This is a genomic window from Caulobacter segnis, from assembly GCF_029543125.1.
Taxonomy (GTDB): domain Bacteria; phylum Pseudomonadota; class Alphaproteobacteria; order Caulobacterales; family Caulobacteraceae; genus Caulobacter; species Caulobacter segnis_D.
Genome location: NZ_JARQWW010000003.1, coordinates 143231 through 164999 on the forward strand (window position 1 = coordinate 143231; position 21769 = coordinate 164999).

Below are 21769 nucleotides of genomic sequence, written 5' to 3' on the forward strand. Positions count from 1 at the left end.
GGCAGCCGTCAGAGCTGTCCGCCGTGGAGGAGCCTGAAGGACTGACCATGACCAAACTGACTCGCCGCGGCGCCCTGGGCGCGACTCTGCTGGGAGCCGGCGCAGCCGCTCTGCCGCCCGTGGCCGCGGAGGCGCAGACCGGCCTAGGACGGCTGCCGTCGAAGACCCCGGGCGGACCCCGCTGGGGCAAGACCTTCGAGGGGCAGCGCAAGGCCGATCTCGGGAACGGCACGTTCCTCAATCCGATCATGGCCGGCGACCACCCCGATCCTTCGATCCTGAAGGACGGCGCCGACTACTACATGACCTTCTCGTCGTTCGACGCCTATCCGGGCGTGCCGATCTGGCATAGCCGCGACCTGGTCAACTGGAAGCCGGTGACCACCGCCCTGACCAAAAATGTCGGCTCGATCTGGGCGCCGGAGCTGATCAAGCACCAGGGCCGGTTCTACATCTACCTGCCGGCCAAGTTCCCGGACAACAACACCAGCTACGTGATCTGGGCGGACAAGATCGAGGGGCCGTGGAGCGAGCCCATCGACCTGAAGCTGCCGCGTTATATCGACCCCGGCCACGCGGTGGACGCGGACGGCACGCGCTGGCTGTTCCTGTCGGGCGGCGACCGCATCAAGCTGGCGCCGGACGGCCTGTCGACCGTAGGCAAGCCCGAGCACGTCTATGACCCCTGGCGCTATCCGGAGGACTGGGAGGTCGAGGGTTTCTCGCCCGAAGGCCCCAAGATCACCAAGCACGGCGACTACTACTACCTGATCACCGCCGTGGGCGGCACGGCGGGTCCGCCGACCGGCCACATGGTCATCGTCGCGCGCTCCAAGTCCCTGGCCGGCCCGTGGGAGGATGATCCCAAGAACCCGGTGGTCCGCACCGAGGACAATTCGGAGATGTGGTGGTCGCGCGGCCATGCCACCCTGGTCCAGGGCCCGGCGGGCGACTGGTGGTGCGTGTATCACGGCTACGAAAACGGCTTCTACACCCTGGGCCGCCAGACCCTGCTGGCCCCGGTGACCTGGACCAAGGACGGCTGGTTCACCGTCGGCGGCGGCGATCTGTCCAAGCCCATGCCCAAGCCCAAGGGCGGCCAGGCCGTGCCGCACGGCATGGCCCTGTCGGACGACTTCTCCACCGACAAGTACGGCATGCAGTGGAACTTCTTCGATCCGGGCAAGGACGAGGGCAAGCGCATCAAGCGCGCCAACGGCGTGCTGGAGCTGACCGCCACGGGCGAGGCGCCGTCAACCTCATCGCCGCTGATCTTCATCAATGGCGACCAGGCCTATGAGATCGAGTGCGAGATCGAGATCGACCCCGGCGTCCGCGCCGGCCTGATCCTGTTCTACGACCGCAAGCTATATTGCGGCCTGGGCTTCGACCCCAAGAACTTCGTCACCCATCAGTACGGCATCGAGCGGGGCCGTCCGGCCAATCCGCACGGCCAGCGCATGATCATGCGCCTGCGCAACAACCGCCACATCGTCAGCTTCCACACCAGCGGCGACGGCGGAAAGACCTGGAAGCGGTTCGACCGGGGCATGGAGGTCAGCGGCTATCACCACAACGTCCGCGGCGGCTTCATGATGCTGAAGCCCGGCCTCTACGCCGCCGGCCAGGGCTCGGCCCGCTTCCGCAACTTCAAGTACCGGGCGCTCGACTGATGAAGCCGATGATCGCAAGCGCCGTCGCCAGCCTCGCCCTGGCCGGCTCCGCCATGGCTCAGGCCCCGGCCGCGCCGCCCCAGTTCCGGGCGGTGAAGATCGTGCTGGTGGGCGACTCCACCACCGCCGTGCAGGGCGGCTGGGGTCCCAGCTTCTGCGGCAAGCACGTGATGTCCGCCGTGGCCTGCGTGAACCTCGCCCGGGGCGGCCGCAGCAGCGGCAGCTACCGCACCGAGGGTTCGTGGAACGTGGCGCTGAGCGAGATGAAGTCGGGCGGCTTCGTCGCCACCTACGTCCTCATCCAGTTTGGCCACAACGACCAGCCGGGCAAGCCCGGCCGCTCCACCGACCTCGCCACCGAGTTCCCGGTCTTCCTGAAGCGCTATGTGGAGGAGGTCCGCGCCGCCGGGGCGACTCCCGTGCTGCTCACGCCCCTGACGCGTCGCCAGTTCAAGGACGGCAAGCTGATCCGTGATCTGGAGCTGTGGGCTGAGGCGACGCGCAAGGTGGCGGCCGAGACGGGAACCCCTCTGGTCGATCTGCACCAGGCCAGCGCCGATGCGGTGGACGCCATGGGCGCGGCGGCGGCGACCCGCTTCGCCCAGGCGCCGCCTTCGGCCGAGATCCTAGCCGCGGCCCGCGCGGGCACGACCATCTCGTCTCAGCCGGCGACGCCGGCCGCGGCCGTGGCCGCCGCCAACGCGCCCAACCCGCCGCAGCAGAACAACGCGGCGGTGGAGCCCATGGGCGCGGCCAAGCTGTCCTTCGACTACACCCACCTGGGTGTCGAGGGGGCGGACTACTTCGCCACCATGGTCACGGCGGGTCTGGCGCAGGCGGTTCCCGCCCTGCGGGGCGACCTGATCCCCTAGGCCTTCTTGAAGCCGCGCAGGATGTTCGCCTCGGTGCTGAGCTGCAGCTGTCCGTAGTCGATGCGGCGGCACTCGGCGAACATCAGGTAGTAGTACTTCATCTGCTCCGACCACCAGTAGCCGGGGCAGTTGTCGCACTGCTTCATGGGCCGGGTGGTGATGTCCTCCAGCGCTGTGTAGCCGAAGGGCGCGCGGCTGGTGGCCTTCATCTGGCGATAGTGGATGGCGGTCAGCTGGCGATACCGCTCATCCCGGTCGCCGAGCCACAGGTTCAGGCAGGCGTCGGGATATTCCGGGCGGAGGCCGGTGTGCTTGCGGCGCGGCTGGCGGGTGGCGACGTCGATGGACTCCGGAATAATCCCGTAGGTCGCCTGCATCTCGGTGAAGGAGGCGAGGTAGTCGTCGCCCTCCTTCTTCTTGCCGACTTGACCCAGCAGGCCGGCCAGATAGGCGGCCAGCTCGCTCTGGGCGGTGGAAGTCGTCTCGCCGGTCTCGAAATCCACCTGCGGGAACCACAGGCGCCCATCGAAGCGCTTGGCCTGGTGCTTCAGGATCGCTTCGGTGGTCTCCAGCGACCAGCGGCGGCAGTCCTCGTCCCCGAACAGCTCCCAGGCGTCCCACAAATATTCGTAGAAGCTGTCGGCATAGACATCGATGCTGGCGACGCGGCTTGTGAACTCGCCCGTCTCGGCATGGATATTCGCCGCCATCAGCCCGATCTTCGAGCGACGATCCAGGGCGTGCTTCATGGCCCGCTTGGCCATGTTGAAGTACTTCGGATCCCCCGTCAGGCGGCTCAGCACCCCGAACTCGGTGATGTAGGTGCCGATCTCCGCCAGATTGGTCATGGGATCGCGCACCGCTCCGGTGCGCAGGTTCACGTAGCGCCAGGGCAGGCCGTGCGGCGAGGCGTCGAACGCCTTGGCCAGCCGGTCCGCCAGATCCTTGGCCTTGGCGAGCAGCATCGGATCACCACAGGCCAGGTGGGCGGAGATCAGGCCGCCGACCAGACGGATGTTGGTCTCGAAGACCTGGGCGTCGCCGTCCACGTCGAAGTTCAGACTGGTCTTCACCCAGTCGAGGCCCTGCTGGAACTCCTCGTCCAGCTCCATGACCCACAGGGTGTCCAGCGCCTCGACGAGCGACAGGCCCAGGTCATGTCCCTTGATGAAGAAGGACTGCGAGGTCCCGCTGACCGGATTGATCTCGTCCTTGCCCCACGCCTTGGCGACGTAGTTGCGCCAGGCCCACTGGAACTCGCGCTTCACGTCGGCGCCGAGGGCGGCCCAGTCCTCGGACGGAGCGGCGAAGGCGGGCGCGGCGCTGGACGCGGCGAGCAGGGCGAGGGCGTGGCGGCGCGTGAGGGGACTCAGCTTCATGCGGCGACCTTAGGGGGCGATCCCGCTGCGCGCCAAGCTAGTCGCGTTGCTTCGGCCGACCACGCGTCCGAGGCGCCTCGCGTTCGATGGCGACCGCGCCGACCAAGCGGTGATCAGCGTCCATGATGGGATAGAAGGTGATGGCGCAGCGATAGGTCTCGCCGTTCTTGCGATAGTTCAGAATGGTCGTGTCGTGCGGCTTGCCGGCCCGCAGCGCCTTGCGGATGTCCGCTCGCGCGGCGGGGCTCGTCTGCGGGCCCTGGAACATCTTCGGCGACTGTCCCAGCATCTCGGCCAGGCTGTAGCCGGTCATGCGTTCAAAGGCGGGGTTGGCATAGGTGATGTACGGGCCATCGTCGTCGATGCGGCCGTCAGTGACGACCACGCCGTAGTCGGCGTCGTGGGCCAGGGCGGTGACAAGATCAGCAAACGACATGGTTTCGGCGGATACGACACTTTGGTTAATTAGGAAATTGGTAACTATACTTTTTAGGCTCTATTGGAGTGTTTTTCCCATCTAGAGTTGTGGATAACATTGATATTGGTCTCGAAGGCCCTGTAATTAGGGTCTTTTTAACAAACTTGACTGCACTAGCGGCTCCAATGAACGCCGGAAACCTACCGCGGCGGTTGCCAGGAGCTGACAATGGCGTTCTTCAAAACGAGCCGAGTCGATCGGGATCTCGCGGCGCGAGTTGCTGAGTTGGAGGCGTCCAACGCCGCTATCGACCGCTCGCAAGCCGTCATCGAGTTCAACCTCGACGGCGCCATCCTGACGGCGAACAAGAACTTCCTCGATACGATGGGCTACGCCCTGCCCGAGATTCAGGGCAAGCATCACCGTATGTTCGTCTCGAACGAATATGCCCTGACCGAGGAGTATCGCGGTTTCTGGACGCGTCTCGCCCAGGGCGAGTTCTTCTCCGGCAAGTTCCAGCGCGTGGGCAAGGGCGGTTCCGAGGTCTGGATCCAGGGCGCCTACAACCCGATCTTCGACGCCGACGGCAAGCCGTACAAGGTCATCAAGTTCGCCAACAACATCTCCGATGTCGAGGCCGAGCGCGCGCGTAATGACGCCGAGCGGAAGCGTTCGGAAGCGGAGCAGGAAGGCGTGGTCAACGCCATGGCCGACGGCCTGGCCCGCCTGGCGGCCGGTGACCTGCAGGCGCGGATCGACGTGGCCATGCAGGGCCGCTACCAGCGCATCAAGGACGACTTCAACAGCGCCGCCGCCAGTCTGCGCGAAGCCATGATGGGCATCGCCGTGGCCGCCGGCGGCCTGCGCCGCGGCTCCGACGAGATCGCCGAGGTTACGGACGACCTTGCCCGCCGCACCGAGCAGCAGGCCGCGCGTCTGGAAGAGACCGCCGCCACCCTCGACGAGATCACCGTCACCGTGAAACGCAGCGCCCAAGGCGCGGTCCAGGCCTCATCCGCCGCCACCGCCGCCCGCACCGACGCCGAGAACTCCGGCGCCGTCATGCGCGATGCGGTCAACGCTATGGGCGAGATCAAGCAGAGCTCGGGCCAGATCGGCAACATCATCGGCGTCATCGACGAGATCGCCTTCCAGACTAACCTGCTGGCCCTGAACGCCGGCGTCGAAGCCGCCCGTGCGGGTGAAGCCGGCAAAGGCTTTGCGGTCGTGGCGTCGGAAGTGCGGGCCCTGGCCCAGCGCTCCGCCGAAGCCGCCAAGGAGATCAAGACCCTGATCGCCAACAGCTCGGCCCAGGTCGAGCGCGGCGTGAAGCTGGTGGCCGACACCGGTCAGGCCTTGGGCGACATCGTCGGCAAGGTGGCCGAGATCGACGCCTTGATCTCCGAGATCGCCAGCTCCTCGCAGGAGCAATCCACCGGCCTGCACGAGGTGAACTCGGCGGTGAACCAGATGGACCAGGTCACCCAGCAGAACGCCGCCATGGTCGAGGAGGTCGCCGCTTCGGCCAGCAGCCTCAAGGCCGAAGCCGTTGAGCTGGCGGGTCTGGTGGGTCGGTTCGAGACCGGGCGTTCGGAGTTCGCAGACGCCGTCCCGGGTCGTCGCGCGGCCTAGGGTTGTCTTGATTTAATAGAGCAACTCTATTCTATCGACTACGAGTAGTGTTTGCAGTCAAGCTGTGATCCGTCAGGCATAAAGGGCGTTCAGTCCTTTGCGTCTCCACGGCGTTCCTTGAACTCAACAGCATACGGCGGACGCATGCGCTCCATACGCGCCACCTTCACCTACCTGTCGCTCAGCATCAGCGGGCTGATCGCCCTCGGCTTCATTCTGGGCGGTCTGTACATGGTCGCGCGCGCCATGCAGTTCATCACCACCGCAGGCGGCTTCTTCCTGATGATCGTCGGCCTGTGGGGGATGCTGGAGACGGTCCGCCAGTTGCTGATCACCTGGAAGTACGCCCACATGCCGCGCCATTTCTGGAAGCAGCGCGCGGACTGACCGCGTCTAGTGCTGGCTGGCCAGCACCACGCCCAGCAGCACCGCGACATAGTGCAGGCAGGCGCCGCCGATCACATGGCCGTGCCAGATCGCCCGGCGGAAGCGCAGCTTCTTCATCAGGTAGAAGACCACGCCCGTGGAATAGATCACGCCGCCCAGGGCCAGCATCAGCAGGGCGGGCCAGGACAGGCCCTGGATCATCGGCTTGATCGCCACCAGCACCAGCCAGCCCAGGGCGAGGTACAGCACCACCCAGAAGCGACGATCCAGCCCCGACAGGAACAGCTTTCCCAGCGCTCCGATCCCCGCGATGGTCCATACCGCCGCCGTCATGCCGATCGACCAGGCGCCGGTCAGGTTGTGCAGGGTGAAGGGCGTGTAGGAGCCGGCGATCATCAGGAAGATGCCCGCATGGTCCAGCCGGCGCAGGGTCGGGCGCCATTCCGGCTTGGCGAAGTTGTACGCCGTGGAGAAGCCCAGCATCGCCACCAGGCCGGCGGCGTAGATCGACACCGCCACGATCTGGTCCAGCGAGCCGCGGCCGACCGCCAGACCCAGCAAGGTCCCGCCGCCGAACAGCGCCAACACCAGGCCGGAGATGTGGACGATCAGGTCGGCGCACTTGGCGCCGGGCGTGGGATAGTGGCGGGGCGGAATGACGCTGGGCAGGGACATGGGAAGTGACTCGACTGGAAACGCTGTCGTTTCTAGTGGGCACTCTGGACCATTTTGCGACGCAGCACACCCCGGCTGCGACAAGATCAACCCTTCAGGGTCAGCGGCAGTCCTGCTGCGACGAAAATCACACGCTCGACCGCTTTGGCCAGACGCTGATGCAGCCGCCCGGCCCCGTCCCTGAACCGCCGCGCCAGGGCGTTCTCCGGCACGATGCCCAGGCCCACCTCGTTGGACACCAGCCACAGCGGGCAGGGAGCTTTGCCGACAGCGGCGACCAGGGCGTCCGCCGCTGTCTCCATATCCTGCTCCGCCAGCATCAGGTTGCTGAGCCACAGGGTCAGGCAGTCCACCACCACCACATCGTCCGCCGTCAGATTCTCCAGAGCGGCGGGCAGGTCATGAGTCGCCTCCACCGTGCGCCACAGGCCGCCGCGATCCTCGCGATGCCTGGCGATCCGCGCCGCCATCTCGTCGTCGAAGGGCTGGGCGGTGACGATCATCGCCAGCCGCCCGCCGTGCTCCCGCGCATGGCTTTCAGCTGCCGTTTGCGCGAGGGCGCTTTTGCCCGAACGGGCGCCGCCGAGAACAAGGGTGGTCGTCATGGCGTCACATTGACCGTTTGCGCCGCAGCATAGTAGGGCTTGTTCTGCGACAGGTTCCCCGAGCGATCGGGGATGAAAAGGGAACTCGGGTGAGAAACCCGGGCTGCCCCCGCAACTGTAAGCGGCGAGCCTGCGCGTCATAAGCCACTGGACCTCGGTCTGGGAAGGCGACGCGCAACAGGTGACGACCCGCGAAGCCAGGAGACCTGCCTGCCGCAGTCGTTCTTCGAGCCGCCGGGGTGCGCGGTCCGAACGGGTCTTCCCGCGTGACGACAACAAGAAAAACCTGCGCTGGGCGCGGGCGTTGTCGGCTGTCCGCCATCGTCCCGCGTCACGGCGCATCACGATGGGACTACCTGATGAACCGACTGATCTATTCCGTTTCCGCCGCCGCGCTTCTGTTCGCGGCCGCGCCCGCTTTCGCCGACCAGATCGCGCCCGAGGCCGACGTCGCCGGCCGCGCCGGCACCAACGCCACCGCCGTGGACCAGGTGGTGGTCACCGCCACCCGCTCGCCCGTGAAGGCCGAGAAGATCGGCTCCACCGTCACGGTGCTGGACGAAGAGTACATCGAAGACAGCCAGCGCCTGGCCGTGGTCGAGCTGCTGCAGGAGACGCCGGGCGTCACCTTCGTCCGCAACGGCGGTCCGGGCGCCACCACCAGCGTCTTCATCCGCGGCGCCGAAAGCCAGCACACCGTCGCCATCATCGACGGCGTGAAGCTGAACGACCCGTCGTCCACCCAGGGCGGCTTCAACTTCGGCAACCTGCTGATCGGGGACGTGTCGCGCATCGAAATCCTGCGCGGCGCCCAGTCGACCCTGTGGGGCAGCCAGGCCATCGGCGGCGTGGTCAACATCGTCACCCGCGAACCCTCCAAGCCGTTCGAGGCCTCGGCCGATGTCGAAGGCGGCGCCCGTGACACCGCCTCGGTGCGCGGCGGTCTGGGCGGCGCCGGTGAGCGGCTGAGCTGGCGCGTGGCCGGCAGCTACTTCACCACCGACGGTTTCTCGGCCTACGCCACGGGCAAGGAAGCCGACGGCTATCAGAACACCGGCCTGTCGGGCCGCGCCCGCCTGAAGATCACCGAGGATGTCTCGGCCGAGGTCCGCTCCGTCTGGTCCAAGGGCAAGAACGACTTCGACGCCTTCAACGGCGACTCCGCCGAGTTCGCGCGCACCGAAGAGCTGGTGGTCTACACCGGTCTGAACGTCGCCCTGCTGGAAGGCCGCCTGCAGAACCGCCTGGCCTTCGCCTACACCGACACCGACCGCGAGAACCTGAACCCGGGCCGACCGGTCCAGCCGCTGACCTTCGACGCGGCGGGCAAGAACAAGCGCTGGGAATACCAGGGCGTCTTCGCCATCACCGACGGCTTCAACGCCGTGTTCGGCGCCGAGACCGAAAGCTCGCGCATGCGCACCCGCTCGCCCACGGCGACCAACGCCAACACCCCGTTCGTGCGCGGCAAGGCGGGCATCGACAGCGTCTATGTCCAGCTTCAGGGCGAGGTCGCTCCGGGCCTGACCCTGACCGGCGGCCTGCGCTATGACGACCACGAAACCTATGGCGACAAGACCCTGGGTTCCGCCGCCGTCGCCTGGGCCCTGAACGAGGGGAACACGGTCCTGCGCGCCAGCTTCGGCCAGGGCTTCCGCGCCCCCGGGCTGTACGAGCTCTACAGCGAGTACGGCAATCTGGACCTGAGCCCGGAATCCTTCGACGCCTGGGACGCTGGCATCGAGCAGAAGCTGCTGGGCGGCGCGGCCACTGTGTCGGCCACCTACTTCCACCGCGAGGCGGACAACGAGATCCGCTACAACGGCTGCTCCACCGGCACAGCTGACGCCCTGTGCTTCGTGGGTGGGGTCCAGCGCTTCGGCTACTACAAGAATATCCAGAAGACCTCGGCGCAGGGCGTTGAATTCGCTGGCCGACTGGCTGTCGGCGAACGTCTGACCCTGAACGGCAACTACACCTGGACCGACGCCGAGAACCGCTCGGGCACGGCGGCAGGAAAGCAGCTGGTTCGTCGTCCGGAGAACCAGGGCTTCGCCTCGGCCACCTATCTGTGGCCCATCGGCCTGTCGACCACGGCGGCCGTCCGCTACGTCGGCAAGACCTGGAACAACGACGCCAACACCCAGGCGGTGAAGAGCTACACCGTCGTCGATTTCCGCGCCTCCTATCCGGTCAACGAGACCTATGAGGTCTTTGGCCGGGTCGAGAACGCCTTTGACGAAAACTATCAGACGGTCCTCAACTACGGCACGCCGGGACGCGGGGCCTTCGTGGGCGTCCGCGCCCGCTTCTAGGGGGACGAGGTGATCCGCGGCTTCAGTCGTCACGGCGGCAGGCTGGCCCAGGCTCGGGCCGCCTATCCCCATGCGCCGGGACCGTGGATCGACCTATCGACCGGGATCAATCCGCATCCGTGGACGGGGCGGCGGGCCATGTCCGCCGACCTGTCCCGCTTGCCGGACCCGGCGGCGGTGACGGCGCTGGAGGCTTCGGCCGCCCGCGCCTTCGGCCTGTCCGACCCTGAGCGCATCGCGGCGGTGGCGGGGGCGGAGACCGGCCTGCGCCTTCTGCCGATCCTGACCGGCGCGCGCCGTGTCGCCATCATCGGCCCGACCTATGGCGGCCACGCCGAGGCCTGGGCCGCCGCCGGGGCGGAGGTCGTCGAGGCCTCGCAAGGTGTCATTCCCGACGCCGAAGTGATCGTCATCGTCAATCCCAACAATCCCGATGGATCAATCGCTTCCATAGATTTCCTGCGCGATCTTCTCGACTATCAGAACGCTCGGAAGGGCTGGCTGATCGTCGATGAGTCCTTCATCGAGACCACCCCCGCCCACAGCATCTCCGCCCGGGCCGGCGACCGATTGGTGGTCCTTCGCTCCTTCGGCAAGTTCTACGGCCTGCCGGGCGTGCGCCTGGGCTTCATGCTCGGCGACCCGGAGCTCGTGGCGCGGCTGAAGCTGCTCACCGGCGACTGGCCCGTCAGCGCCGAGGCCATCGCCGCGGGCGCGGCCTATGACGACGCGGCCTGGGCCGACGACATGCGCGCCAAGCTGTCCCGCGACGCCCGCCGCCTCGACCGCACCCTGACCGAAGCGGGGATGGAGGTGATCGGCGGCACCGACCTGTTCCGTCTCGCCGCCGCGCCCAAGGCCGACAGGCTGTTCGACCATCTGTGCCAGGCGGGCATCCTGACCCGGCCCTTCGCCGACGCGCCGGACTTCCTGCGTTTCGGCCTTCCGCCCCTCGGCGCCTGGAAGCGCCTGGAGCAGGCCCTGGAGGCGGCATGAGCGACCTGACCCGCCGCGCCGCCGTCGCCGGACTGGCCGCCGCAACCGCGTCACCCGCGCTCGCCGCCGCGGCGCCGCGCCGCGTGGTCTCGATGAACGCTTGTCTGGACACCGTGCTTGTCCGGGTCGCCGACCGCAACCAGATCGCCGCGCTTAGCCACTACGCCCGCGACCCCTACGGCTCGACCATCGTCGACATCGCCCGCACCTTGCCCTTCACCTACGAGACGGCGGAGGAGGTGGTGTCCCTGAAGCCCGACCTCGTCATCTCCAGCGCCCATTCGTCGCTCGCCACCCGCAACGCGCTCAACCGCCTGGGCGTGCGGCAGGAGCGCTTCAGCGTCCCCGACACCCTGGCCGAAAGCCATCAGCAGGTCCGCGACGTGGCGCTTCTGGTCGGCCATCCCGAACGGGGCGAGGCGCTGATCGCCCGGATCAACGCGGCCATCAGCGCCGCCGCGCCGCGCCCGGGTCAGCCGCGCCTGACCGCCGCCATCTTCGAACCGAACGGCTTCGCGGCCGGCAAAGGCACGCTGGTCAGCGAGATGATGGAGCGCTGCGGCTTCGAGAACGTCGCCGCCCGATATGGCCTCAACAAGTGGGGCAACATCCGGCTTGAGGAGCTGATCGCCAATCCGCCGCAGGTCCTGCTGGCGGGCGAGACCTCGCCCAGCTCGGCGACCTGGGCCGAGCGGCTCGTTCATCATCCGGCGCTCGCGCGCATCGGCGGACGCATGCACCGCGCGGTCTTCCCCACGCGGCTCCTGTATTGCGGCGGCCCGGTCCTGATCCACACTGTCGCCGCCCTGTCCAAGGCCCGCGAAGACGCTTTCCGGAAGATCGCATGACCCTGAAGCAGCCGCTCGGCCAACTCTATGCCGGACTGGGGATCGCCGTGGCGGTCCTGTTTGTCGCCAGCCTGTTCGCGGGCAAGGTCTGGGTTCCGTGGAGCGCCTTCACCGACCGGGCCGATCCGCGCTGGCCGATCATCTTCGATCTGCGCTTGCCGCGCGCCATCCTGGGCGTGGCGGTCGGCGCCGCGCTCGGAGCCAGCGGCGCGGCGATGCAGGGCTACACCCGCAATCCCCTGGCGTCGCCGGATGTGCTCGGCGTCTCGTCCATGGCCTCGCTGTTCGCGGTGCTGACGCTCTACTTCAATCTGGCGGAGGCTTCGGCCTGGGTGCTGCCGACCGCCGCCATGCTGGGCGCCATGACCGGCGTGGTCCTGCTGCTGGTCCTGGCGGGAGCGACCTCCAGCATCGTCACATTCATCCTTGCCGGCGCGATCCTGCAGATCATCACCGCGGCGGGCGTCTCTCTGGCCCTGTCGCTGGCGCCGAACCCCTGGGCGGTTCAGGAGATCGTCAGCTGGATCCACGGCGCGCTCGCCGACCGCAGCATCGACGAGGTCCGCTTCGCCCTGCCGTTCATCCTCACGGGCCTGGTCCTGCTGATGACCCAGACCCGGACCTTCGACGCCCTGACCCTGGGCGACATTGGCGCGCGCTCTCTGGGCATAGACGTCAACCGCAGCCGTCTCTTCTTGGTCGTCGGCGTGGGCTTGGCGGTCGGGGCCAGCACGGCGGTCACGGGCATGATCGGCTTCGTCGGCCTGGTGACGCCGCACCTCCTGCGGCCGTTCGTGGCGTCCCGCCCCGGAGCGCTGATCCTGCCCAGCGCCATCGGCGGCGCGGCGATCGTCCTGGCCGCCGACATCCTGGTTCGCGTGATCCCCACCGCCACCGAGGTCAAGCTCAACGTGGCCATGGCCGCCATCGGCGGGCCGTTCTTCCTCGCCTTGCTCATCCGCCTGCGCCGGAGGATCGCATGACCCCCGAACTCGGCTTTTCCGACATCCATGTCCGCCTGGGCGACAAGCCGGTGCTGGAAGGCGTCTCCGCCGACCTGCACCCGGGCCAGGTGACCGCCATCGTCGGGCCCAACGGCGCCGGCAAGTCGACCTTGCTGGCTTGCTTGGCGGGCTTGCGCCGGCCTGACATGGGCTTGGCCCGTCTGAACGGCGTCGGCGTCCTCGAACTCGCCGCCCGCGAACGCGGCCGCCGCATCGGCTTCCTGCCTCAGTCGCATGAGATCGCCTGGTCGGTGGAGGCCCGCACCCTGGTCGGCCTGGGCCGCATTCCCTTCGCCGGCTCTTGGGGCCTGAGCGTCGAGGACGAGGCCGCCGTCGAGCGCGCCATGACCAAGGCCGACGTGACCCAGTTCGCCACGCGCACGGTCACCACCCTGTCGGGCGGGGAGCTGGCCCGCGTGCTGATCGCCCGCGCCCTGGCCGGCGATCCGCAATGGCTGCTGGCCGACGAGCCGCTGGCCGGCCTCGACCCGGGCCACCAACTGGACGCCGCCGCCCTGTTCCGCGCCCTGGCGGACGAGGGGAAGGGCGTCGTCGTCACCCTGCATGACCTGCCCATGGCCATGAAGCTGGCGGACCGGGTGATCGTTCTGGCCGACGGCAAGATTCTGGCCGACGGCCCGCCGGTGGAGGCTCTGGCCCCGCCGATCCTGTCCGCCGCCTATGGGGTGGAGGCGCGCTTCGCCGAGGGCGGCCACGGCCCGTTGATCGAGATCGTCGGCCGCCATGGCTGACCCGCTGCTGGTCCTCGGCGCGGCCCTTGTGGAGGGGCTGGTCGGCTATCCGGACCGGCTGCACAGGCGCCTGCCGCATCCCGTGGCCTGGCTGGGCGCCGGCGTCGGCTGGTGCGAGCGGCGCTGGAATGATCCGGCGCGGCCGGAGCGGATCCGCAGGCTGCTCGGCGTGCTCACCGTCCTGCTGGTGGCGGGCGGCGCGGCGCTCGTTGGCGGGCTGCTGCATCATCTGCTGGGCGAAAGCTATCTCGGCGTCCTGGTGCTGATGATCCTGGGCTCGCTCGGCCTGGCGGCGCGCAGCCTCTACGACCACGTGGCCGCCGTGGCCAAGGCGGCCGATCTCGACGCCGCCCGCGCCGCCGTCGGCCGCATCGTCGGCCGCGACACCGACAGGCTCGACGAGTCCGGCGTCGCCGCCGCTGCGCTGGAAAGCCTGGCCGAGAGCTTCTGCGACGGCGTGGTCGCCCCGGTCTTCTGGTTCCTGCTCGGCGGTCTGGGCGGTCTGTTCGCCTACAAGGCGGTCAACACCGCCGACAGCCTGATCGGCCACCGGGAGGAGCGTTGGCGCGCCTTCGGCTGGTTCGCCGCCCGCACCGACGACCTCATGAACTGGATCCCCGCCCGCATCGCCGGCGCCCTGGTCGCCCTGGCGGCGGGGGGAGGGTGGACCACCATGTTCCGCGACGCCCGCAAGCACGCCTCGCCCAACGCCGGCTGGCCTGAGGCCGCCATGGCCGGCGGCTTGCGCGTCCGTCTTGGCGGTCCAGCGACTTATGACGGCGTGGCGCACGACCGGCCCGTCTTCGGCGACGGTCCGGCGCCGACGACGGCAGACCTGAAACGCGGGCTTGGCGTCTACCTGCGCGCCTGTGCGATCCTGGCGGCGATGTTGCTGGTCGGAGGCCTCACTTGGCCGCGTTGATGATCCAAGGCTGCGGCTCGGACGTGGGGAAGTCGGTGCTGGTCGCCGGCCTCTGCCGCCTGTTCGCCAACCGGGGCCTAAGGGTGCGGCCATTCAAGCCGCAGAACATGTCCAACAACGCCGCCGTCACCGCCGACGGGGGCGAGATCGGCCGCGCCCAGGCCCTTCAGGCCATGGCCTGCCGCACGCCCCTGACCGTGGACATGAACCCCGTCCTCCTGAAGCCGCAGAGCGATGTGGGCGCCCAGGTGATCGTGCGCGGCAAGATCGCCGGCAACTGGCAGGCGCGCGGCTATCAGGAGAAGAAGGCCGCCCTGCTGGACGTGGTCCTCGACAGCTTCCGCCGGCTGGAGGCCGAAGCCGACCTCGTCATCGTCGAGGGGGCCGGCAGCCCGGCGGAGATCAACCTGCGGGCCAACGACATCGCGAACATGGGTTTCGCCATCGCCGCCGACGTGCCGGTGGTGCTGGTGGGCGACATCGACCGGGGCCATGTGATCGCCGCCCTGATCGGCGCCCACGCCGTGCTGGACGAGGCCGACCGGGCGATGATCCGCGGCTTCGTCATCAACAAGTTTCGGGGCGACCCGACCCTGTTCCAGGACGGCCGGACGGAGATCACCGCCCGCACTGGGTGGCCGGACCTGGGCATGGCGCCCTGGCTGGCGGCGGCCAAGGCTCTGCCGGCTGAGGACGCCGTGGTCCTGGACCGCGCGGCGACCGGCAAGGGCGGCAAGGTGCGCATCGTCGTTCCCATGCTGTCGCGCATCGCCAATTTCGACGACTTCGATCCCCTGCGGATGGAGCCCTCCGTGGACTTCGCCTTCGTGCCGCCGGGAACGCCGCTGCCGGGCGACGCCGACCTCGTCATCCTGCCGGGGACCAAGGCGACCTTGGCTGACCTGGCCTTCCTGCGGGCCCAGGGCTGGGACATAGATCTGGCCGCCCACGTGCGACGCGGCGGCCGGGTGTTGGGTGTCTGCGGCGGCTTCCAGATGTTGGGCCGCAAGGTCTCCGACCCCGATGGGATCGAAGGGGCGCCGGGTGAGGCCGAGGGTCTCGGCCTGCTGGATGTCGAAACCATCCTCACCGCCGACAAGGTTCTGCGACCCGTGTCCGGCCGCCTCGCCGGAGGCGATGCGCGGTTCGAGGGGTACGAGATGCACGTGGGCCGCACGGACGGTCCCGGCCTGCAACGCCCCTTGCTGGTCTTCGACGACGGCGCGGGCGAGGGGGCGGTCAGCGCCGACGGCCGCGTGGCCGGCGCTTATGTCCATGGCCTGTTCAATGCGGGCGAGGCGAGGGCGGCCTTCCTCGCCCAGCTCGGCGCGGCGTCCACGGGCGCGGATCAGGCCGCCGCCGTCGACGCGGCTCTGGACGGAATCGCGGAGGTGTTGGAACGGTCCCTCGACATTCCGGCCCTGGCGCGGCTGGCTGGCCTCAAGGACTTCGCCGCATGACCATCAAACCTCTCGACCTGTCGCGTGAGCCGGAGTTCCGCGCCCTGATCGACGGCAAGGCCAAGCCCCCTGGCTCCCTGGGCCGGATCGAGGACCTGGCCGTCCAACTGGCTCTGATCGCCGACCGCCCGAACCCGGACGGCGAATACGCCCTGCTGCTGGTCTTCGCCGGCGATCACGGCCTGACCGAGTCCGGAGTCTCGGCCTATCCGTCGGCGGTGACCACGGCCATGGTCGCCACCTTTCTCGCCGACCGGGCCAGCGCCAGCGCCTTCGCCCGCGCCGCCGGGGCCAAGGTGCGGGTGGTCGACGCCGGGGTGGCCAGCGACCTGCCGCCCCACGAGCGCCTGATCGACGCCAAGGTCCGCAAGGGAACCCGAAACGCCGCCGTCGAGCCGGCCCTGACCCCGCGGGAGGTGGAGCAGGCCCTGGAGCACGGCGCCCGCATCGCGCGTGACGTGGCGACGGAGGGGTTCGACATCCTGATGTTGGGCGAGATGGGCATCGGCAACACCGCCTCCGCCGCTCTGCTCATGCACCGCCTGGCGCCCGCGCCGCTGGAGGACTGCATCGGCCAGGGGACCGGCCACACCCCGGAGGGCATGGCCCGCAAGCGCGACGCCATCCAGCAGGCCGCCGACCGCTCCGCGGTCACTGAACCGCTCGACGTCCTGGCCGAATTCGGCGGGCTGGAGATCGTCATGATGGTCGGCGCGATCCTGGGCGCGGCCGAGGTGCGGCGTCCCGTGGTGGTCGACGGCTTCATCTGCACCGCGGCCGCCCTGGCGGCGGTGCGGATCGCGCCCGCCGTCCGCGACTATCTGATCTTCGCCCACCGTTCCGCCGAGCATGGCCACGCCCTGATGCTGGAGGCGCTGGAGGCCAAGCCGCTGCTCGACCTCGACCTGCGTCTGGGCGAGGGGACGGGCGCGCTTCTGGCCTTGCCGGTGATCCGCGCCGCCGCGCGCCTGCTGACTGACGTGGCCAGCCTGGACGACGTCATGGCGGGGCGGCTCTAGAGGATGCGCCGGCAGGTCGAGCTGTTCTTCTGCGCGGTGCAGTTCCTGACCCGCCTGCCGACGCCCGCCCTGTCGCGGTTCGAGCCCGACTGGACCACCCGCAGCGCCCGCTGGTTTCCCCTGGTGGGCCAACTGGTCGGCGGCCTGTCGGCCCTGGTCCTGCTGGGCGCGGCGCATTTCTGGAACAGCTGGATCGCCGCCTTGCTTGCGGTCGGCGCGGGCGTGCTGATCACCGGCGCTTTCCACGAGGACGGTCTGGCTGACACCGCCGACGGCCTGGGCGGCGGCCAGACGCCGAAGCGCCGGCTGGAGATCATGAAGGACAGCCGGGTGGGGACCTTTGGCGTGATCGCCCTGGTCCTCGTCCTCGGCCTGAAGATCGCCGCCCTGGCTTCGTTGGCTCCGGCCGCCGCCGCCGTCGCCCTGCTGGCCGCACACGGGGCGGGGCGGGGCGCCGCCGTCCTGACGATGCGCCTGTCGCCCTATGCCGGCGACGCCCTGGCCGCCAAGTGGAAGCCGGTCCCCGACGGCGTGCGCTGGGGCGAGGTGGTGCTGGCGCTCGCCATCGCCGTCTGGCCACTGTTTCTGTTGCCAACCCTCAATGTCGCCCTTGGCCTGGTCATCGGCGGCGCCCTGGTGCTGATCGTCGTCCTGCTCGCCCGCCGCCTGATCGGCGGCCACACGGGCGACATCCTTGGCGCCGTGGAACAGGTCTTCGAACTCGGCTTCCTGCTGGGTCTCGCCGCCGCGCTCTAGAACCGCGCCGGCGTCAGGGTGATGGGGATCGGCCGGTCCAGCGACTCCCAGCCCCGCTCAGCGATGACGTCGTTGCTCTCCACCGCCCGCCGTCCTTCCGCCAGGGACCAGGTGACGTGATAGAAGCCGCCGCCGGGCCGGTTGCTGGTCCCGTCGATGCGCATGACCATGGCTTGCACGCCGCGTCGGTCGTCCGTCTTGCCTACGATCTCGCCCTTCACCGCCGTCGGCAGCGGGCTGTCGGGCGACGCGTCGGCCTTCAGGGTCACATGGTCGGCCACCGGATGCTCATAGGCCGGCGGAAACCGCAGCAGCAGCGCCTCGCGCTCTTCCCTGTCCAGTTTCCAGCCCGTCACGGTGGTCTTGTCCGTCATCCTGGTCTCCTATGACGTGGCAAGTCATCGCGAGGCCGGATCGTTCCCGCCATCCTGATGACGGCTGCTGCCACTTTCTGGCGCGGCGGGGCGTAGCATCGTCCCTAACCAGGAGGCGAACCATGGACGGGGAAGCAACCGACGGCAGGCTTGGCCGTTCAAACCGCATGACCCCGCTCGACGACGCCGTCCGCCTCGCCGCCCATACGCCCGTGGGCGGAAGCGCGCTCGATCGCTACCTCAAGGTCCGCCGCGCCACCGAGGCTTTGGCCGCCCCGCTCACCGCCGAGGACCAGTCCGCCCAGTCCATGCCGGACGCCAGTCCCGCCAAGTGGCACCTGGCGCACACCACCTGGTTCTTCGAGACCTTCATTCTCGCTGAGAAGGTTCCCGGCTATCGACAGTTCGACGAGCTCTACGCCTACCTCTTCAACTCCTATTACGAGGCGCTCGGCCCCCGTCAGCCGCGGCCGCAGCGGGGGCTTCTGACCCGTCCGGCGGCGTCGGAGATCATCGACTACCGCCGCCACGTGGACGCGGCCATGACGCGGCTTCTGCAGGATTTCGATCCCGCGCTCGAGCCGCTTCTGGCCCTCGGCTTGGCCCACGAGGAGCAGCATCAGGAACTGATGCTCATGGACGTGCTGCACCTGTTCTCCAACTCGCCCCTGGACCCCGCCTATGCGCGCGGCAAGCTCGTGGGCGAGGGGGCGGCCGCGCCCCTGGACTTCGTCGCCTTCGAAGGCGGTCTGGTGGAGATCGGCCACGACGGCCGGGGCTTCGCCTTCGACAACGAGGGCCCGCGCCACAAGGTCTATCTGGAGCCCTTCGAGCTGGCCGACCGCGCCGTCACCAACGGCGAATGGCTGGCCTTCATGGACGACGGCGGCTACCGGCGGCCGGAGTTCTGGCTGTCCGACGGCTGGGCCAAGGTGCAGGCCGAGGATTGGACCGCGCCGCTCTACTGGCGTCAGTCCGACGGCGGCTGGAAGGCCATGACCCTGCGCGGTCTCGCGCCCCTCGATCCCGCCGCGCCGGTGGTCCATGTCAGCTTCTACGAGGCCGCCGCCTACGCCGCCTGGGCCGGCGCACGCCTGCCCACCGAGGCGGAGTGGGAGCACGCCGCCGCCTCCGCCGGCCTCAACGGCGAGTTCCTTTCCTCCGGCGCCCTGAACCCGCGCCCGGCGCCGACGGGCCCGGGCCTGCGCCAGATGTTCGGCGATGTCTGGGAATGGACCGCCAGCGCCTATACGCCCTATCCCGGCTTCCAGCCCGGCCCCGGCGCGGTGGGCGAGTACAACGGCAAGTTCATGTCGGGCCAGATGGTCCTGCGCGGCGGCGCCTGCGTCACGCCGGACGGGCACGCCCGCGCCAGCTACCGCAACTTCTACTATCCGCATCAGCGCTGGATGTTCTCCGGCCTGCGCCTGGCTCGCGACCCGCGTCGCAAGACCGCCCCGGCGCCGGAGCTGACCATCTTCGAACGCGACGTGATCGCCGGCCTGTCCGCCTACCCGAAGACCCTGCCGCCGAAGTACTTCTACGACGCCGAGGGCTCCCGCCTGTTCGAGGAGATCTGCGAGACGCCGGAATACTATCCGACCCGCACCGAGACGGCGCTGCTGAAGCAGATCGCGCCTGAACTGGCCGCCGCCGTTCCTGACCGGGCGGCCCTGGTGGAGTTCGGCAGCGGAGCCAGCCTGAAGACCCGGCTGCTGCTCGACGCCGCGCCCCACGTCGCCGCCTACGCGCCCATCGACATCAGCCCCACCGCCTTGGCCGACGCGGCCGAGGCGATCCGCGCCGACTATCCGAACCTGCTGGTCGCGCCGCTGATGGACGACTTCACCACCGCCCTGCGTCTGCCGCCGTCCCTGGGCGACCGGCCGCGCGTGGGCTTCTTCCCCGGCTCGACCATCGGCAATTTCACGCCGGACGAGGCGGCGGCCTTCCTGCGCGCCGCCCGCCGCCTGCTGGGCGACGGCTCGGCCTTCATCCTAGGCGCGGATCAGGTGAAGGACGAGGCGACCCTGGTGGCCGCCTATGACGACAGCGCCGGGGTCACCGCCGCCTTCAACAAGAACGTTCTGGCCCGCATCAACCGCGAGGCTGACGGCGACTTCGACCTCGACGCCTTCGAACATCTGGCCCTCTGGAACGCCTTGGAGCAGCGCATGGAGATGCATCTGCTCAGCACGGGAAGCCAGGTCGCCCACGCCGCCGGCCGCGCCTTCCGCTTCGCCGCCGGCGAGACCATCCACACCGAAAACGCCTACAAGTTCACCCCCGAACGCGTCGCCGACCTGGCGGCCCAAGGCGGCTGGCGCGTGGAACGCGAGTGGATCAGCCCGGCCCCGGCCTTCGGGGTGTTTCTGCTGACGGCGGTCTGAGGCGCTGGCCTCAGACCATCTCGCCCAGCAACTCGTCCAGCTTGATCAGGGCGAAGCCTACCGAGCTGTCGGCCACGCCGTAAGGCATGAACAGCATGCCGTTATTGGCCAGCGCGCCGCAGGTGTAGACCACGTTCGGCACATAGCCCTCGCGGTCCTCGTCGGCGGGCGACAGCAGGGGGCCGGGCAGGCGGCCGATGATCTTGCTGGGGTCCTTCTTGTCCAGCAGCACCGCCCCGATGGCGTACTTGCGCATGGCCCCGACCCCGTGGGTCAGCAGCAGCCAGCCCTCGTCCAGCTCGATGGGCGAGCCGCAGTTGCCGATCTGGACCAGCTCCCACGGATCGCGGGGCTTCATCAGCAGCTCGCCTTCGCCCCACTCCAGCAGGTCTTCGGACCTCAGCAGGAAGACGTTCTCGCCGTCCTGCCGGCCGATCATCATGTACTGGCCGTCCACCTTGCGCGGGAACAGGGCCATGCCCTTGTTGCGTGACGCCGGGCCGCGCATGGGCTCCATGCGGAAGGTGCGGAAGTCGTCCGTGCTCATCAGCTCCGAGCCGATGGCCTTACCGCTATAGGCCGTATAGGTGCCCAGGTAGCGCGCCGTGCTGGCGTCGTCGTCCAGGAAGCGGACCAGGCGCATGTCCTCCAGCCCGCCGGCCTGGGCCGGGGTGAAGGGGAAGATCACCGTGCCGGAAAGCGAGGCGTCGGGATGCCGCTCGGCCGTGACCGGGCAGGACTCCACATCGGGACCGCACGGCTTGTCCCAGCTCACGGCCGTGGCGAACGGCGGCTCGGGCATCAGGTCCATGCGCCCGTCGTGAGTCAGGATGCCTTCGCGGAAGGCGATGGACGAGATGTGCCCTTCGCCCACCGCCCGCAGGGACATGATGAAACGCACGCTGCCCGGCGTCAGGCCGGACTGGTCCACGTGCGCGACCACCGACGGGTTCATCAGCGCCGCCGCCGAGTAGGAGTACTCGTGGCAGAAATAGGCGCCGACCAACTGGCGCTGCTGGTCCGACAGGCCGTTCTTGATCCCCAGCTCCGCCGCCACCTGTTCATAGCGTTTCAGGAAGATGCGGCGGGTCTGCCAGTGGCGGGACTCGAAGTCCCGGCCGACGATGGCCAGCTCGGCCTGGCAGGTGCGCATGTCCATGGCCTGCACGGCGGTGAAGATGCGCTGCATCCGGCCGCTGGCCGAAGGCAGTTGGAAGGGACGGATCACGACGCGCGTCGCGTCCGCCTGCAGCCTGTGAGGCAGGTGATGAATCTTCGGCATTTACTGAAGC

The 21769-nt window shown here is 68.9% G+C and carries 20 protein-coding genes and 1 riboswitch; of the genes, 14 read left to right on the top strand and 6 right to left on the bottom strand.

Annotation, left to right across the window (positions count from 1 at the left end; translation table 11 throughout):
* Positions 1 to 47: 47 nt before the first annotated feature.
* Together P7B02_RS09790 and P7B02_RS09795 are read left to right on the top strand one after the other, a co-directional pair.
* Positions 48 to 1673, top strand: coding sequence for a family 43 glycosylhydrolase (locus P7B02_RS09790; RefSeq protein ID WP_277786161.1), 1626 nt, complete (start codon positions 48 to 50; stop codon positions 1671 to 1673).
* The gene (locus tag P7B02_RS09795) at positions 1673 to 2545 is read left to right on the top strand and encodes a rhamnogalacturonan acetylesterase (RefSeq protein ID WP_277786162.1); all 873 of its coding nucleotides are present in this window, start codon (positions 1673 to 1675) and stop codon (positions 2543 to 2545) included. The genes P7B02_RS09790 and P7B02_RS09795 overlap by 1 nt, the downstream gene beginning before the upstream one ends.
* On the opposite strand, the gene P7B02_RS09800 is transcribed toward P7B02_RS09795, so the two are convergent.
* The gene (locus tag P7B02_RS09800; protein ID WP_277786163.1) at positions 2542 to 3924 is read right to left on the bottom strand and encodes a glycoside hydrolase family 47 protein; all 1383 of its coding nucleotides are present in this window, start codon (positions 3922 to 3924) and stop codon (positions 2542 to 2544) included. The genes P7B02_RS09795 and P7B02_RS09800 overlap by 4 nt on opposite strands.
* Before the next feature lie 37 nt (positions 3925 to 3961).
* Positions 3962 to 4360 (bottom strand): PAS domain-containing protein, encoded by a 399-nt coding sequence (locus P7B02_RS09805; protein ID WP_277786164.1) that lies wholly within the window; start codon positions 4358 to 4360, stop codon positions 3962 to 3964.
* 210 nt (positions 4361 to 4570) lie between these two features.
* On the opposite strand from P7B02_RS09805, the gene P7B02_RS09810 reads away from it, so the two are divergent.
* Both P7B02_RS09810 and P7B02_RS09815 read left to right on the top strand, forming a co-directional pair.
* The gene (locus P7B02_RS09810) at positions 4571 to 5974 is read left to right on the top strand and encodes a methyl-accepting chemotaxis protein (protein WP_277786165.1); all 1404 of its coding nucleotides are present in this window, start codon (positions 4571 to 4573) and stop codon (positions 5972 to 5974) included.
* Positions 5975 to 6118: 144 nt separating this feature from the next.
* Positions 6119 to 6361 (top strand): hypothetical protein, encoded by a 243-nt coding sequence (locus P7B02_RS09815; RefSeq protein ID WP_277786166.1) that lies wholly within the window; start codon positions 6119 to 6121, stop codon positions 6359 to 6361.
* Between the two features lie 6 nt (positions 6362 to 6367).
* Here the strand turns inward: P7B02_RS09815 and trhA are convergent, their stop codons facing one another.
* Both trhA and cobU read right to left on the bottom strand, forming a co-directional pair.
* Complete coding sequence (gene trhA / locus P7B02_RS09820; protein WP_277786167.1) at positions 6368 to 7036, bottom strand: PAQR family membrane homeostasis protein TrhA; 669 nt, start codon at positions 7034 to 7036, stop codon at positions 6368 to 6370.
* Positions 7037 to 7122: 86 nt separating this feature from the next.
* Positions 7123 to 7641, bottom strand: a complete 519-nt coding sequence (gene cobU, locus P7B02_RS09825) for a bifunctional adenosylcobinamide kinase/adenosylcobinamide-phosphate guanylyltransferase (protein WP_277786168.1) — start codon at positions 7639 to 7641, stop codon at positions 7123 to 7125.
* A 34-nt stretch (positions 7642 to 7675) separates the two neighbouring features.
* Positions 7676 to 7869: riboswitch (cobalamin riboswitch) on the top strand.
* A 131-nt stretch (positions 7870 to 8000) separates the two neighbouring features.
* On the opposite strand from cobU, the gene P7B02_RS09830 reads away from it, so the two are divergent.
* The 9 genes from P7B02_RS09830 to cobS are packed head-to-tail and all read left to right on the top strand — an operon-like array spanning position 8001 to position 17713.
* Positions 8001 to 9956: a TonB-dependent receptor plug domain-containing protein gene (locus P7B02_RS09830; protein ID WP_277786169.1), complete on the top strand. Its 1956-nt coding sequence runs from the start codon at positions 8001 to 8003 to the stop codon at positions 9954 to 9956.
* 9 nt (positions 9957 to 9965) lie between these two features.
* Positions 9966 to 10952, top strand: a complete 987-nt coding sequence (gene cobD / locus P7B02_RS09835) for a threonine-phosphate decarboxylase CobD (protein ID WP_277786170.1) — start codon at positions 9966 to 9968, stop codon at positions 10950 to 10952.
* Entirely contained in the window at positions 10949 to 11800 is an 852-nt protein-coding gene (locus tag P7B02_RS09840; protein WP_277786171.1) for an ABC transporter substrate-binding protein, read from the top strand. The genes cobD and P7B02_RS09840 overlap by 4 nt, the downstream gene beginning before the upstream one ends.
* Positions 11797 to 12783, top strand: coding sequence for a FecCD family ABC transporter permease (locus P7B02_RS09845; protein ID WP_277786172.1), 987 nt, complete (start codon positions 11797 to 11799; stop codon positions 12781 to 12783). Before P7B02_RS09840 ends, P7B02_RS09845 begins: the two co-directional genes overlap by 4 nt.
* Positions 12780 to 13556 (top strand): ABC transporter ATP-binding protein, encoded by a 777-nt coding sequence (locus P7B02_RS09850; RefSeq protein WP_277786173.1) that lies wholly within the window; start codon positions 12780 to 12782, stop codon positions 13554 to 13556. Before P7B02_RS09845 ends, P7B02_RS09850 begins: the two co-directional genes overlap by 4 nt.
* Positions 13549 to 14478 (top strand): adenosylcobinamide-phosphate synthase CbiB, encoded by a 930-nt coding sequence (gene cbiB / locus P7B02_RS09855; RefSeq protein WP_277786174.1) that lies wholly within the window; start codon positions 13549 to 13551, stop codon positions 14476 to 14478. Before P7B02_RS09850 ends, cbiB begins: the two co-directional genes overlap by 8 nt.
* Positions 14466 to 15938 (top strand): cobyric acid synthase, encoded by a 1473-nt coding sequence (locus P7B02_RS09860; protein WP_277786175.1) that lies wholly within the window; start codon positions 14466 to 14468, stop codon positions 15936 to 15938. The genes cbiB and P7B02_RS09860 overlap by 13 nt, the downstream gene beginning before the upstream one ends.
* The gene (cobT, locus tag P7B02_RS09865) at positions 15935 to 16957 is read left to right on the top strand and encodes a nicotinate-nucleotide--dimethylbenzimidazole phosphoribosyltransferase (RefSeq protein ID WP_277786176.1); all 1023 of its coding nucleotides are present in this window, start codon (positions 15935 to 15937) and stop codon (positions 16955 to 16957) included. Before P7B02_RS09860 ends, cobT begins: the two co-directional genes overlap by 4 nt.
* A 3-nt stretch (positions 16958 to 16960) precedes the next feature.
* The gene (cobS, locus tag P7B02_RS09870; RefSeq protein WP_277786177.1) at positions 16961 to 17713 is read left to right on the top strand and encodes an adenosylcobinamide-GDP ribazoletransferase; all 753 of its coding nucleotides are present in this window, start codon (positions 16961 to 16963) and stop codon (positions 17711 to 17713) included.
* Here cobS and P7B02_RS09875 read toward each other — a convergent pair.
* Positions 17710 to 18087, bottom strand: coding sequence for a hypothetical protein (locus P7B02_RS09875; RefSeq protein ID WP_277786178.1), 378 nt, complete (start codon positions 18085 to 18087; stop codon positions 17710 to 17712). The genes cobS and P7B02_RS09875 overlap by 4 nt on opposite strands.
* A gap of 167 nt (positions 18088 to 18254) precedes the next feature.
* Between P7B02_RS09875 and egtB the strand changes: the two genes are divergently transcribed.
* The gene (gene egtB, locus P7B02_RS09880) at positions 18255 to 20477 is read left to right on the top strand and encodes an ergothioneine biosynthesis protein EgtB (protein WP_277786695.1); all 2223 of its coding nucleotides are present in this window, start codon (positions 18255 to 18257) and stop codon (positions 20475 to 20477) included.
* Between the two features lie 10 nt (positions 20478 to 20487).
* On the opposite strand, the gene P7B02_RS09885 is transcribed toward egtB, so the two are convergent.
* Positions 20488 to 21759, bottom strand: a complete 1272-nt coding sequence (locus P7B02_RS09885) for a glycoside hydrolase family 130 protein (protein WP_277786179.1) — start codon at positions 21757 to 21759, stop codon at positions 20488 to 20490.
* Positions 21760 to 21769: the final 10 nt, after the last annotated feature.

What these genes read in the sequence shown, in the direction of transcription:
- P7B02_RS09790 (WP_277786161.1), top strand. Translation starts at nt 48, where the DNA reads ATGACCAAACTGACTCGCCGCGGCGCCCTGGGCGCGACTCTGCTGGGA.
- P7B02_RS09795 (WP_277786162.1), top strand. Translation starts at nt 1,673, where the DNA reads ATGAAGCCGATGATCGCAAGCGCCGTCGCCAGCCTCGCCCTGGCCGGC.
- P7B02_RS09800 (WP_277786163.1), bottom strand. Translation starts at nt 3,924, where the DNA reads ATGAAGCTGAGTCCCCTCACGCGCCGCCACGCCCTCGCCCTGCTCGCC.
- P7B02_RS09805 (WP_277786164.1), bottom strand. Translation starts at nt 4,360, where the DNA reads ATGTCGTTTGCTGATCTTGTCACCGCCCTGGCCCACGACGCCGACTAC.
- P7B02_RS09810 (WP_277786165.1), top strand. Translation starts at nt 4,571, where the DNA reads ATGGCGTTCTTCAAAACGAGCCGAGTCGATCGGGATCTCGCGGCGCGA.
- P7B02_RS09815 (WP_277786166.1), top strand. Translation starts at nt 6,119, where the DNA reads ATGCGCTCCATACGCGCCACCTTCACCTACCTGTCGCTCAGCATCAGC.
- trhA (WP_277786167.1), bottom strand. Translation starts at nt 7,036, where the DNA reads ATGTCCCTGCCCAGCGTCATTCCGCCCCGCCACTATCCCACGCCCGGC.
- cobU (WP_277786168.1), bottom strand. Translation starts at nt 7,641, where the DNA reads ATGACGACCACCCTTGTTCTCGGCGGCGCCCGTTCGGGCAAAAGCGCC.
- P7B02_RS09830 (WP_277786169.1), top strand. Translation starts at nt 8,001, where the DNA reads ATGAACCGACTGATCTATTCCGTTTCCGCCGCCGCGCTTCTGTTCGCG.
- P7B02_RS09840 (WP_277786171.1), top strand. Translation starts at nt 10,949, where the DNA reads ATGAGCGACCTGACCCGCCGCGCCGCCGTCGCCGGACTGGCCGCCGCA.
- P7B02_RS09845 (WP_277786172.1), top strand. Translation starts at nt 11,797, where the DNA reads ATGACCCTGAAGCAGCCGCTCGGCCAACTCTATGCCGGACTGGGGATC.
- P7B02_RS09850 (WP_277786173.1), top strand. Translation starts at nt 12,780, where the DNA reads ATGACCCCCGAACTCGGCTTTTCCGACATCCATGTCCGCCTGGGCGAC.
- cbiB (WP_277786174.1), top strand. Translation starts at nt 13,549, where the DNA reads ATGGCTGACCCGCTGCTGGTCCTCGGCGCGGCCCTTGTGGAGGGGCTG.
- cobT (WP_277786176.1), top strand. Translation starts at nt 15,935, where the DNA reads ATGACCATCAAACCTCTCGACCTGTCGCGTGAGCCGGAGTTCCGCGCC.
- cobS (WP_277786177.1), top strand. Translation starts at nt 16,961, where the DNA reads ATGCGCCGGCAGGTCGAGCTGTTCTTCTGCGCGGTGCAGTTCCTGACC.
- P7B02_RS09875 (WP_277786178.1), bottom strand. Translation starts at nt 18,087, where the DNA reads ATGACGGACAAGACCACCGTGACGGGCTGGAAACTGGACAGGGAAGAG.
- egtB (WP_277786695.1), top strand. Translation starts at nt 18,255, where the DNA reads ATGACCCCGCTCGACGACGCCGTCCGCCTCGCCGCCCATACGCCCGTG.
- P7B02_RS09885 (WP_277786179.1), bottom strand. Translation starts at nt 21,759, where the DNA reads ATGCCGAAGATTCATCACCTGCCTCACAGGCTGCAGGCGGACGCGACG.